We start from the raw sequence: 12049 nt of genomic DNA on the forward strand, positions 1-12049 counted from the left end.
GTCGGCCGCGCGCCTTGCCGGTCACCCTGACCGCCTGATGCATTCTCCGCTGGAACTGACCCTGGTGCTGCTGGCCGCCGCCGTGTTCGGCGTGGTCGCGTTCCGCATGTTGCAGCTGCCGCCGATGCTGGGCTACCTGGCCGTCGGCATCCTGATCGGGCCGCATGCGCTGGGGCTGGCCAGCGACACCGCGCAAACCAAGTACCTGGCCGAATTCGGCGTGGTCTTCCTGATGTTCTCGATCGGGCTGGAATTCAGCCTGGCCAAGCTGCGCGCGATGAAGCGGCTGGTGTTCGGCCTGGGCGGCTCGCAGGTGGTGCTGTCGATGCTGGCGGTGGTGCCGGCCAGCTGGGCCTTCAACTGGCTGTTCCCGTTGTCGTGGCAGGCCTCGGTGGCGCTGGGCGGGGCCCTGGCCATGTCTTCCACCGCGATCGTGTCCAAGATGCTGTCCGAGCGCATGGAGCTGGAAAGCGAGCACGGCCGCAACATCATCAGCATCCTGCTGTTCCAGGACCTGGCGGTGGTGCCGCTGCTGATCGTGATTCCGGCGCTGTCGCGCGATCCGGGCGACCTGGTGATGGCGCTCGGCCTGGCCACGCTCAAGATCGTGGTGGCACTGGGCGCGATCTTCTTCCTGGGCCAGCGCCTGATGAGCCGCTGGTTCCATGTGGTGGCCGCGCGCCGCTCGCAGGAACTGTTCATGCTGAACCTGCTGCTGGTCACGCTGGGCATGGCGGCGCTGACCGAGCGGCTGGGCCTGTCGATGGCGCTGGGCGCCTTCATGGCGGGCATGCTGATCTCCGAGACGCCCTACCGCCACCAGGTGGAGGAAGACATCAAGCCGTTCCGCGACGTGCTGCTGGGGCTGTTCTTCGTCACCATCGGCATGCTGCTCAATATCCGCGTGGTGCTCGACCATATCTGGCTGGTGCTGGCGCTGCTGGTGGTGCCGGTGCTGTTCAAGCTGGTGCTGATCGCGGCGCTGGCACGCGTGTTCGGCTCGCGCCAGGGCGTGGCCATCCGCACCGGGCTGGGGCTGGCGCAGGCGGGCGAGTTCGGCTTCGTGCTGCTGAACCAGATCGACGGCCTGAACCTGGTCGACCCGGTGCTGATCCAGGTGATCCTGGCGTCGATGCTGCTGTCGATGCTGGCGGCACCGTTTCTGATCCAGTACAGCGACGCCATCGTGCTGCGCTTTGCCGCCAACGAATGGCTGATGCAGTCGCTCAACATGACCCGCATCGCCGCGCAGAGCCTGCAGACGGAAAAGCACGCCATCATCTGCGGCTTCGGCCGCAGCGGGCAGAACCTGGCGCACATGCTGGAGCGCGAGGGCATCAACTACGTGGCGCTCGACCTGGACCCCGACCGCGTGCGCGAGGCCGCGGCCGCTGGCGATACCGTGGTCTACGGCGACGCGGGCCGGCGCGAGGCGCTGATCGCCGCGGGCCTGCACCGCGCCGCCGCGGTGATCGTGACCTATGCCAACACGCCGTCGGCGCTGAAGGTGCTGCACCACGTGCAGGAGCTGGCGCCGGCGCTGCCGGTGATCGTGCGCACGGTCGACGATTCCGAGCTCGACACGCTGCAGAAGGCCGGCGCCACCGAAGTGGTGCCCGAGATCATCGAAGGCAGCCTGATGCTGGCGTCGCACGCACTGGTGCTGCTGGGCGTGCCGATGCGCCGGGTGGTGCGCGGCGTGCAGCAGGCGCGCGACGCGCGCTACAGCCTGCTGCGCGGCTATTTCCACGGGCGCGACGACGAAGAAGACATGGTAGAGCGCGACTCGGTGCGGCTGCATTCGGTGTCGCTCGGCCCGCAATCCACCGCGGTGGGCAGGCGCCTGGGCGTGCTGGGGCTGGAGCGCATCGGGGTCGAGGTGACCGCGGTGCGCCGGCGCGGCATCCGCGCCTTCGACCCCCAGCCCGAGACCGTGCTCGAGCCCGGCGATATCGTCGTGCTGCGCGGCCCGCCCGAGGCGCTGGAGGCCGCGGAGACGCGCATCCTGAACGGCTGAGCGCCGGAACCGCGCTGCAGCAAGCCAATTTAAGCCGCAGGCCTTAGTGCGGGCGCGGCTCGACCCAGGATTCCGGCAGGTTGTCGAGCACCGCGCGCGGATCCAGCGAGCGGATCGGCACGTCGCGATCGGCCGGGATGCGCCCCTCGCCCTGCAGCATCAGGTAGCGCAGGCAGCACACCCGCAGGAAAGACGAGAAATTGCCCGCCACGGCTTCGCTGCCGCGGTGTTCGGTCAGTTCGTCATGCAGGCGCGTGATCAGCTGGTTGACGGTCATGCCGTCGCGCTGCGCCAGTTCTTCCAGCACTTCCCAGAACAGGCTTTCCAGGCGGATGCTGGTGGCCGCGCCGTGCAGGCGCAGCGAGCGCGACTGGCTCTGGTAAGACGCCGGATTGGCGCGGATAAAGATTTCACACATCAAGGGCTCCCTGGCGGGCGGCGCGGCCGGCAGGCTGTGCATGGCCGGCCTCGGCAAGCCATGCATCACGCGTGGGGGCGCCGCGTGCGGAAAGCACTAATGTACGATCCGCGTGCCCAGCACCGCAAGAAACTGCGCGAGCCAGGCCGGATGCGCCGGCCAGGCCGGGGCGGTGACGAGGTTACCGTCGGTGTGGGCCTGGTCGACCGGGATCTCGGCATAGGTGCCGCCGGCCAGTTTCACTTCCGGCGCGCAGGCCGGATAGGCGGAGCAGGTCTTGCCCTCCAGCACGCCCGCGGCCGCCAGCAGTTGGGCGCCGTGGCACACCGCGGCAATCGGCTTGCCGGCCTGGGCGAAGTGCCGCACGATTTCCAGCACGCGCGCGTTCAGGCGCAGGTATTCGGGGGCGCGCCCGCCGGGAATGACCAGCGCGTCGTAGCCGGCCGGGTCGATCTCGGCAAAGGTGGCATTGAGGGTGAAGTTGTGGCCGCGCTTCTCGCTGTAGGTCTGGTCGCCCTCGAAATCATGGATAGCGGTGGCGCACGCGTCCCCCGCCCGCTTGTCGGGACACACGGCATCGACGGTGTGGCCCACCATCTGCAGCGCCTGGAACGGCACCATGGTTTCGTAGTCCTCGGCGTAGTCGCCTACCAGCATCAGAATCTTTTTTGCCATCGTGGTCTCCTGTATGGTTACGGATGTCCGGCGGGTGCCGGACGCGGCAAGCCGGCGCGGGCAGCCCGTCCGGCCGGCAGGGCCATTGTGCTGGGCGCCCCGGTGGCGCGGGTGGTAATGGGTTACCGCGCCGCTTACCACGCCGATTTCCACGCCAATTACCGCGCACCCCCGCATGCCGCTGCCACCGCTTTCTGACCGGCGCGCCGCGCGCCCATCCTCCCGATTACTATGGCAGATTCCATCATCCAGTCCCCCGATCTCGGCGACGTCACCGGCTACCTGCGCGAGCGCATCCGGACCGTGCCGGACTGGCCCCAGCCCGGCGTGATGTTCCGCGACATCACGCCGCTGCTGCAGGACCCCAAGACCCTGCGCGTGCTGATCGATGTCTTCGTGCACCGCTATATGGATGCGCAGCTGGACCTGGTCGCGGGCATCGATGCGCGCGGCTTTATCCTGGGCGCGATCGTCGCTTACGAGCTGAACCTCGGCTTCGTGCCGATCCGCAAGAAGGGCAAACTGCCGTTCCAGACCGTGGCCGAGGAATACGAACTGGAATACGGCAGCGCCACGGTCGAGATCCACGCCGACGCCTGCAAGGCCGGCGACCGCGTGCTGCTGGTCGACGACCTGATCGCCACCGGCGGCACCATGATGGCCGGGCGCAAGCTGCTCGAGCGCCTGGGCGCGACCGTGGTCGAGGGCGCCGCCATCGTCGACCTGCCCGAGCTGGGCGGGTCAAAGCTGCTGCACGGCGCCGGGCTGCCGCTGTTCACCGTGTGCAAGTTCGAAGGACACTGAGCGATGCGCGCCCGCGTAAAGACCCACACAAGGAGTCTCCATGCCTGACCTGCTGCTGTTCCTGCTGACCTCCGTCGCCGTGACCGTGGCCCCGGGGCCGGACAACCTGCAGGTACTTGCGCGCGGCATGGCGCAGGGACGCCGTGCCGGGCTGGTGGCGGCGCTGGGGTTTTCGGTCGGCTGCCTGTTCCATACCGTGATCGCCGCGGTAGGGCTGGCCGCGGTGCTGCGCTCCTCGCCGCTGGCCTTCCAGCTGATCAAGTACGCCGGAGCCGCCTACCTGATCTGGATCGGCATCCAGGCGCTGCGCGCGAAGGGCGGGCTGGCGCAGGGCGGCGAGATCGATGCCGTGCCACTCGCGCGTGTGTTCCGCCAGAGCGTGCTGGGCAACATGCTGAACCCCAAGGTGACGCTGTTCTTCCTGGTGTTCCTGCCGCAGTTCGTTCGCGCCGATGCCACGCATCCCGGCCTGCAGTTCCTGCTGCTGGGCGTGGTCTTCATGCTGCAGACCGCGGTAGTGTTCTCGCTGTTCGGGCTGTGCGCGGGCTGGCTGGGCGCCTGGCTGCGCCGGCGGCCGGCCACCGGGCGCTGGCTGGACCGCGCTGCCGGGGCCATCTTCGTCGGGCTCGGCATCAAGGTCGCGCTGCCCTGAGCGCGACCCTGGCAGCGCCGCCGCATCGGCGCGGCGACTGCCGATGGCGGCGTTGCCATGTTGCCCGCGCCCCGCAGCGGGGGCCCATGCCGTTGCCGGTGCCGGGGGCCGGGCGCATAATGAGCCCTTGACAACGACACGATGACCGGGCGGAGCCTCCAGTCAGTATTCGGCACCGGTCACACAAAGGCGCACCATGGGCGTTCTCCTTCACCTGTTATCGGGCGTGGCCCTGCTCGTCTGGGGCACCAACATCGTCAAGGTCGGCATCCTGCGCGTCTATGGCGCCAATTTGCGCCACGTGCTGTCGACCAGCGTCTCCAACCGCTTCACCGCCTTCCTTGCCGGCCTGGGCGTGACCGGGCTGGTCCAGAGCAGCAACGCCACCGCGGTCATCGTCAGTTCCTTCGTCGGCCAGGGCCTGATCGCCGTGGCGCCGGCGCTGGCGATCATGCTGGGTGCCAACGTTGGCACCGCGCTGATGGTGCAGGTGTTCTCGCTGGACCTGTCATGGCTGTCGCCGCTGCTGATCTTCGTCGGCGTGATCTGCCACCTGACCTGGAAGGGCAGCAAGCCCGGCCACGTCGGCCGCGTGCTGATCGGCCTGGGCCTGATCACGCTGGCGCTGGAACTGATCTCGATCGCGACGCGGCCGGTGGTGCAGGCCGCCGGGGTCAAGGTGCTGTTTGCCTCGCTGACCGGTGATTCGGGGCTCGACATGCTGGTCGGCGCGTTCCTGACCATCCTGTGCTACTCCAGCCTGGCCGTGGTGCTGTTCTGCGGCGCGCTGGCGTCGGCCGGGGTGGTGTCGATCCACGTGGCGCTGGCGCTGGTGCTGGGCGCCAACCTGGGTTCGGGCGTGTCGGCGCTGCTGACCACCTCGGGCAACAACCAGCCGGGCAAGCGCGTGACGCTGGGCAACCTGCTGTCGCGCCTGCTGGGCTGCCTGATCGCGCTGCCGCTGCTGGGCCAGGCCGAGGAACTGCTGGCGCTGGTCGACCATGAGCCGCAACGGCTGATCGTCAACTTCCATCTGCTGTTCAACGTCGCGCTGGCGGTGCTGCTGCTCGGCGCCACCGCGCCGCTGGCGCGCCTGTGCGAAAAGGTGCTGCCCGGGCGCAATACCGGCGACAGCCAGGTCACGCCGCGCCATCTCGATACCGCCGCGCTGTCGACGCCGACGCTGGCGCTGTCCAACGCCGCGCGCGAGGTGCTGCGCATCGGCGACCGCATCGAGCAGATGCTCGACAACATGCTGCGCGTGCTGCGCACCAACGACGCCAAGCTGGCCACCGCCACCTGCCGCATCGACAACGAGGTCGACGACCTCTACACCGCGATCAAGCTCTACCTGACCCGCATCAGCCTGGAAGCGCTGGACGAGCGCGACGGCCAGCGCTGGACCGAGATCATCTCGCTCACCATCAACCTCGAACACGCGGGCGATATCATCGAGCGCATCCTGCTCGATACCAAGGACAAGAAGATCGCCCACAACCTGATGTTCTCCGAGGCCGGCATGCAGGAGATCGCCGAGATGCACGCGCGCCTGGTTGCCAACCTGCGGCTGGGGCTGTCGGTGTTTCTCAACGGCGACCTGAAGAGCGCGCAGGCGCTGATGGCGGAGAAGGCCAACTTCCGCGAACTGGAGCGCAAGTACGCGCGCACCCATTTGCAGCGCGTGGCGGTCCAGACCGCGGAGAGCGTCGAGACTAGCTCGCTGCACTTGGACGTGATCAGCGAGCTGAAGCGGCTGAACTCGCTGTTCTGCGCTACCGCCTATCCGGTGCTGGAGCAGGCCGGCGTGCTCAACCGCAGCCGCATGAAGGAAGACGACGTGACGCCGGTCTCGACCGTGCAGGCGGCGCGGCCCTGAAAGAAGCGGCTACAGCTTGTAGCCAAACTTCCGCAGCAACGCCTTTCGTTCTGCCACATCGGCCTCGGTCTCGATCCCCACGGGCGAGGCGCCGTCGATCACTCCCACCACGCCGCGGCCGGCATCGGTCTGCGCGATGATCACCTGGGTCGGGTTCGCGGTGGCGCAATAGATCCGGCAAACCTCTGGCACGGCGCGCACCGCGCCCAGCACGTTCACCGGGAAGAAGCCGTCGCCGAGGAAGATCAGGAAGCTGTGCCCAGCGCCGATGGCGCGCGCGTTCTCGCAGGCCATGTCGATCAGGTGCTCGTCGGTGCCCGACCAGCGCACCAGCCGCTTGCCCGACGCCTCGCAGAACGCCAGCCCGAAGCGGATGCCGGGCACCGTGCCAATCAGCGCCTCGTGCAGGTCTTCCACGGTCTTGATGAAATGCGACTGGCCGAAGATGAAGTTGGTGGCTTCCGGCTTGGTAACCGGTACGACCGTCAGTTCCATGGCGTGGCTCCTGTGCGATGGGTGTCGCCGTCCGCTTCATGGTAGGGCGCGAGGTAGCGAAAGCAAGCCGGCGCCTGCTATACCGGATGGGTTGGCCCACCACCCGAGGAGCCGCCCATGCCCGCCTGTTGCAGATGGCTTGCCATGCTTGCCATCGTCCCGACGCTTGCTGCCGCGCAGGTCGCTCCGGCATCACAGCGCGAGGTCGCGCTGACCGAGCTGCGGCAACCGAATGTCGTGGTGGTCTTGCGCCATGCCAGCGCGCCGGGCGTGGGCGATCCGCCCGGATTCCGGCTGGCGGATTGCGCCACCCAGCGCAATCTCGACGCGCGCGGACGCGAGCAGGCGGTGCGGCTGGGAGAGAGCTGGAAGGCTGCCGGCTTCCGGCCGACGCAGGTGTGGAGCAGCGCCTGGTGCCGCTGCCAGGACACCGCGCGTCTGATCGGGCTGGGACCGGTGCAGGTGCAGCCGCTGCTCAATTCCTTCTTCGGCGCCGATGCGCAGCGCCGCGAGACGCAGGTCGCGCAACTGTCGCGGCTGATCGACGGTCTCGACCCGCGCGGCGGGCCTTACCTGATGGTCACGCACCAGGTGGTGATCACCGCGCTGACAGGGCACGGGGCCGACAGCGGCGGCGGCGTGGTGATCGAGTTGCCGCAGGGTGGCGCGGCGCGGCGCACGCGGGTGTTGCCGGCTGGCGGATTGGATTGAGCCTCGGACTGCCGGCCAACCCGCACATCACGCGCGCTTGAGCAGCGGCGCCAGATACTTCCCCGTAAAACTCGCCTTGCTCTTCGCCACCGCCTCCGGCGTGCCGCGCGCGATTACCTGGCCGCCGCCGGCGCCGCCTTCGGGCCCCATGTCGATCAGCCAGTCGGCGGTCTTGATGACGTCGAGGTTGTGCTCGATGATGACGACGGTATTGCCCTGGTCGCGCAGCTTGTGGATGACCCTGAGCAGCAGTTCGATATCGTGGAAGTGCAGGCCGGTGGTGGGCTCGTCCAGGATGTAGAGCGTGCGCCCGGTATCGCGCTTGGACAGCTCCAGCGACAGTTTGACGCGCTGCGCTTCGCCGCCGGACAGCGTGGTCGCCGACTGTCCCAGGCGGATATAGCCCAGGCCCACGTCGAGCAGCGTCTGCAGCTTGCGCCGCACCACCGGCACCGCGCTGAAGAACTCGTGCGCCTGCTCGACGGTCAGGTCGAGCACCTCGGAGATGTTCTTGCCCTTGTACAGCACCTCCAGCGTCTCGCGGTTGTAGCGCTTGCCGTGGCAGACGTCGCAGGGCACGTACACGTCGGGCAGGAAGTGCATCTCGACCTTGAGCACGCCGTCGCCCTGGCATGACTCGCAGCGCCCGCCCTTGACGTTGAACGAGAAGCGGCCCGGATCGTAGCCGCGTTCCTTGGCCGACGGCACGCCGGCGAACAGCTCGCGGATCGGCGTGAACAGGCCGGTGTAGGTGGCCGGATTCGAGCGCGGGGTGCGGCCGATCGGGCTCTGGTCGACGTTGATGACCTTGTCAAAATGCTCCAGCCCCTCGATGCGGTCGTGCGCCGCCGGCTCCGGGGTCGAGCCGTACAGGTGGCGCGCCACCGCGTGGTAGAGCGTGTCGTTGATCAGCGTCGACTTGCCCGAGCCGGACACGCCGGTGATGCAGGTCAGCAGGCCCACCGGCACTTCGGCGGTGACGTTGCGCAGGTTGTTGCCGCTGGCGTTGACGATGCGCAGCAGCCGCTCGTCGTCGGGCGCGGTGCGCTGCTTCGGCACTTCGATGCGGCGCTGGCCAGACAGGTACTGACCGGTCAGCGAAGCCGGTGATGCCTCGATCTGCCGCGGCGTGCCCTCGGCCACGATCATGCCGCCGTGCACGCCGGCGCCGGGCCCGATATCGACCACGTAGTCGCAGGCGCGGATCATGTCCTCGTCATGCTCGACCACCAGCACCGAGTTGCCGATATCGCGCAGGTGCTTGAGCGTGCCGATCAGGCGGTCGTTGTCGCGCTGGTGCAGGCCGATCGAGGGCTCGTCCAGCACGTACATCACGCCAGTCAGGCCGGAACCGATCTGCGACGCCAGCCGGATGCGCTGGGCCTCGCCGCCCGACAGCGTGTCGGCACTGCGCTCCAGCGACAGGTAGTCCAGGCCCACGTTGTTGAGGAAGTTCAGCCGCGCGGTGATTTCCTTGACGATCTTGTCGGCGATCTCGCGCTTGGCGCCGTGCATGTCCAGCGTCAGGAAGTAGGTCAGCGCATCGCGCAGCGGCCAGCCGTTGATCTCATAGATCGCGCGCGCCTGTTCGCCGTCGCCGAGCTTGACGTGGCGCGCCTCGGTGCGCAGCCGGGTGCCGTGGCAGGCCGGGCAGGGCTGGTTGTTCTGGTACTTGGCCAGTTCCTCGCGCACCGCGACGGAATCGGTCTCGCGGTAGCGGCGTTCCAGGTTGGGGATGATCCCTTCGAACACATGCTCGCGCACCGTGGTGCGGCCGCGTTCGTTGATATAGGTAAAGGGGATTTCCTGCTCGCCCGAGCCGTGCAGCACCACTTGCTGCACCTTTTCGGGCAGGGCCTCGAACGCGGTTTCGGTGTCGAAGTCGTAGTACGCCGCCAGGCTTTGCAGCATCTGGAAGTAGAACTGGTTGCGGCGGTCCCAGCCCTTGATCGCGCCCGACGCCAGCGACAGGTTGGGGAAGGCCACCACCCGCTTCGGGTCGAAGAACGTGATCTGTCCCAGCCCGTCGCAACTCGGGCACGCGCCCATCGGGTTGTTGAACGAGAACAGCCGCGGCTCCAGTTCCTGCAGCGAGTACGAGCAGATCGGGCAGGCAAAGCGCGAACTGAAGGTGTGCTCCTTGCCGCTGTCCATCTCCAGCGCCAGCGCGCGGCCGTCGGCCAGCCGCAGCGCGGTCTCGAACGACTCGGCCAGGCGCTGCTTGATGTCGGCGCGAACCTTGACCCGGTCGACCACCACGTCGATGCTGTGCTTCTCGGTCTTCTTCAGCTTGGGCAGCGCGTCGACCTCATAGACCCGGGCCTGCGCCTCGTGCGCGGTGCCGCCGCCCGAGCGGATGCGGAAGCGCACGAAGCCCTGCGCCTGCATGCTGTCGAACAGGTCCGAGTGCTCGCCCTTGCGGTCGACCACCACCGGCGCCAGGATCATCAGCTTGGTGTCTTCCGGCAGCGCCAGCGCCGCGTCGACCATCTGCGACACGCTCTGCGCCTGCAGCGGCAGGTTGTGGTCGGGGCAGTAGGGGGTGCCGGCGCGCGCGTACAGCAGGCGCAGGTAGTCGTGGATCTCGGTGACGGTGCCGACGGTCGAGCGCGGGTTGTGGCTGGTGGCCTTCTGCTCGATCGAAATCGCCGGCGACAGCCCTTCGATCAGGTCGACATCGGGCTTCTCCATCAGCTGCAGGAACTGGCGCGCGTAGGCGGACAGCGATTCCACGTAGCGGCGCTGACCCTCGGCATAGAGCGTGTCGAAGGCCAGCGAGGACTTGCCCGAACCGGACAGGCCCGTGATCACGATCAGCCGGTTGCGCGGCAGGTCGAGATTGATGTTCTTCAGGTTGTGGGTACGCGCCCCACGGATCTTGATTTCTTCCATATGCCGAAAAGTCGTCGCCAGGCGGGCCGCCCCGGCCGGAATGCGCGCCCGGGCGCACCTCTCGGGGGCAGCCGGCATGGCCAGGTGACCCGGGAAGCGCGAAGGAGCAAACCTGTTAATATACCCAACTTCGGTTTCCGGGGTTGTCCGGCCACCAGCGGACCCGACCATTGCCGCCCAACGGCAAGCAGCCCGACCCCGAATCCCACACGATCCCACGATCGCAATGCCGTCGATCCCTTCTTCTTCCCCGGAAACTTCCCCGGAAACGGGTGCCGCCGACGTATCCCAGGCCCCCGTGCGCGAACGCATGACGCGCGCCGAACTGCGCGCGGCGGTGTCGCTGGCGAGCATCTTTGCGCTGCGCATGCTCGGCCTGTTCCTGATCCTGCCGGTCTTTGCCGAATACGCCCGGGCGCTGCCCGACGGGCAAGACGCCCAGCGCGTCGGCCTGGCCATGGGCATCTACGGCCTGATGCAGGCGTTCCTGCACATCCCGCTGGGGTGGCTGTCCGATCGCGTCGGGCGCAAGCCGGTGATGGTGGGCGGCCTGGTACTGTTCATCGCCGGCGGCCTGGTGGCGGCGTTCTCCGACACGCTGTCCGGCATCATCGCCGGGCGTGCGTTGCAGGGCATGGGCGCGATCTCCGCCGCCATCACCGCCTGCATCGCCGACCTGACCCGCGAGCGCCATCGCACCAAGGCCATGGCGATGGTGGGCGGCAGCATCGGGCTGACCTTCGCGCTGTCGCTGGTGATTGCCTCGCCGCTGCTGCACAGTATCGGCATGTCAGGCATCTTCGGGCTGATGTCGGTGCTGGGCCTGGTCGCCATCGGCGTGACCGTGTTCCTGGTGCCGACCCCGCCGCCGCCGCACCCGGTGCGGCTGCCGTTCCGCAAGGTACTGCTCAACGGCGACCTGGCGCGGCTCAACGTCGGCGTGCTGGCGCTGCATGCGTCGCAGGTGGCGATGTTCATGGTGGTGCCGGCGATGCTGGCCGATGCCGGCATGCCGCTGGACCAGCACTGGAAGGTCTACCTGCCCGTGGTGCTGGTGTCGTTCGTGCTGATGCTGGGCCCGATGATGGCGGCCGAGCGCTACGGCCGCGTGCGCCCGGTGCTGCTGGGCGCGGTCGCGCTGATGACCGCGGTCCAGTTGCTGTTTGCCGCGGTGCACGGGCTGTGGGCGATCGTCGGGGTCTTGCTGCTGTTCTTCGTCGCGTTCAATGTGCTGGAGGCAATGCAGCCTTCGCTGGTGTCGCGCTACGCCGCGGCCGCGCGCGGCGCGGCGCTCGGCGTCTACAACACCACCCAGGCGCTGGGCCTGTTCCTGGGCGGTGCCGCGGGCGGCTGGCTGCTCCAGCACGAGGGCCGCAGTGCCGTGTTCGTGGGCTGCGCGGCGGTGCTGTTGCTGTGGCTTATAATCGCCTGGAGCATGAAGGCGCCGCCGGCGCGCGGGCAGGAAGCCGCACCGGCGACCGCGGCCTGAGCCGGCGCCTGGTTTCGCAT

Annotated in this window: 10 protein-coding genes; 6 read left to right on the top strand and 4 right to left on the bottom strand. The window is 68.2% G+C overall.

The genetic code is table 11. From position 1 onward, the window contains the following. Positions 1-37: 37 nt before the first annotated feature. On the top strand, positions 38-2017 hold the full coding sequence (locus C7416_RS08670) for a monovalent cation:proton antiporter family protein (RefSeq protein ID WP_111518223.1): 1980 nt from the start codon (positions 38-40) through the stop codon (positions 2015-2017). 43 nt (positions 2018-2060) lie between these two features. Here C7416_RS08670 and C7416_RS08675 read toward each other — a convergent pair whose 3' ends face one another. After that, positions 2061-2435, bottom strand: coding sequence for a ribbon-helix-helix domain-containing protein (locus C7416_RS08675; protein WP_062802030.1), 375 nt, complete (start codon positions 2433-2435; stop codon positions 2061-2063). 96 nt (positions 2436-2531) lie between these two features. Beyond that, entirely contained in the window at positions 2532-3110 is a 579-nt protein-coding gene (locus C7416_RS08680; protein WP_111518225.1) for a DJ-1/PfpI family protein, read from the bottom strand. 231 nt (positions 3111-3341) lie between these two features. On the opposite strand from C7416_RS08680, the gene C7416_RS08685 reads away from it, so the two are divergent. The 3 genes from C7416_RS08685 to C7416_RS08695 all read left to right on the top strand — a co-directional run bounded on the left by C7416_RS08685 (position 3342) and on the right by C7416_RS08695 (position 6442). Beyond that, positions 3342-3914: an adenine phosphoribosyltransferase gene (locus tag C7416_RS08685; protein ID WP_111518227.1), complete on the top strand. Its 573-nt coding sequence runs from the start codon at positions 3342-3344 to the stop codon at positions 3912-3914. A 40-nt stretch (positions 3915-3954) separates the two neighbouring features. Next, positions 3955-4566: a LysE family translocator gene (locus tag C7416_RS08690; protein WP_111518229.1), complete on the top strand. Its 612-nt coding sequence runs from the start codon at positions 3955-3957 to the stop codon at positions 4564-4566. 196 nt (positions 4567-4762) lie between these two features. Beyond that, complete coding sequence (locus tag C7416_RS08695) at positions 4763-6442, top strand: Na/Pi cotransporter family protein (RefSeq protein WP_111518231.1); 1680 nt, start codon at positions 4763-4765, stop codon at positions 6440-6442. Between the two features lie 9 nt (positions 6443-6451). Here C7416_RS08695 and C7416_RS08700 read toward each other — a convergent pair whose 3' ends face one another. Then, complete coding sequence (locus C7416_RS08700) at positions 6452-6937, bottom strand: adenosine-specific kinase (protein WP_111518233.1); 486 nt, start codon at positions 6935-6937, stop codon at positions 6452-6454. A gap of 144 nt (positions 6938-7081) precedes the next feature. Between C7416_RS08700 and C7416_RS08705 the strand changes: the two genes are divergently transcribed. Continuing rightward, complete coding sequence (locus tag C7416_RS08705) at positions 7082-7648, top strand: histidine phosphatase family protein (protein WP_240988140.1); 567 nt, start codon at positions 7082-7084, stop codon at positions 7646-7648. A gap of 27 nt (positions 7649-7675) precedes the next feature. Here C7416_RS08705 and uvrA read toward each other — a convergent pair whose 3' ends face one another. After that, positions 7676-10540 (bottom strand): excinuclease ABC subunit UvrA, encoded by a 2865-nt coding sequence (gene uvrA / locus C7416_RS08710; protein ID WP_111518237.1) that lies wholly within the window; start codon positions 10538-10540, stop codon positions 7676-7678. Positions 10541-10766: 226 nt separating this feature from the next. Here uvrA and C7416_RS08715 point away from each other — a divergent pair, with 226 nt between their 5' ends. Continuing rightward, positions 10767-12029: an MFS transporter gene (locus tag C7416_RS08715; protein WP_111518239.1), complete on the top strand. Its 1263-nt coding sequence runs from the start codon at positions 10767-10769 to the stop codon at positions 12027-12029. Positions 12030-12049: the final 20 nt, after the last annotated feature.

The sequence above is a fragment of the Cupriavidus phytorum genome (genome assembly GCF_003254285.1).
Taxonomy (GTDB): domain Bacteria; phylum Pseudomonadota; class Gammaproteobacteria; order Burkholderiales; family Burkholderiaceae; genus Cupriavidus; species Cupriavidus phytorum.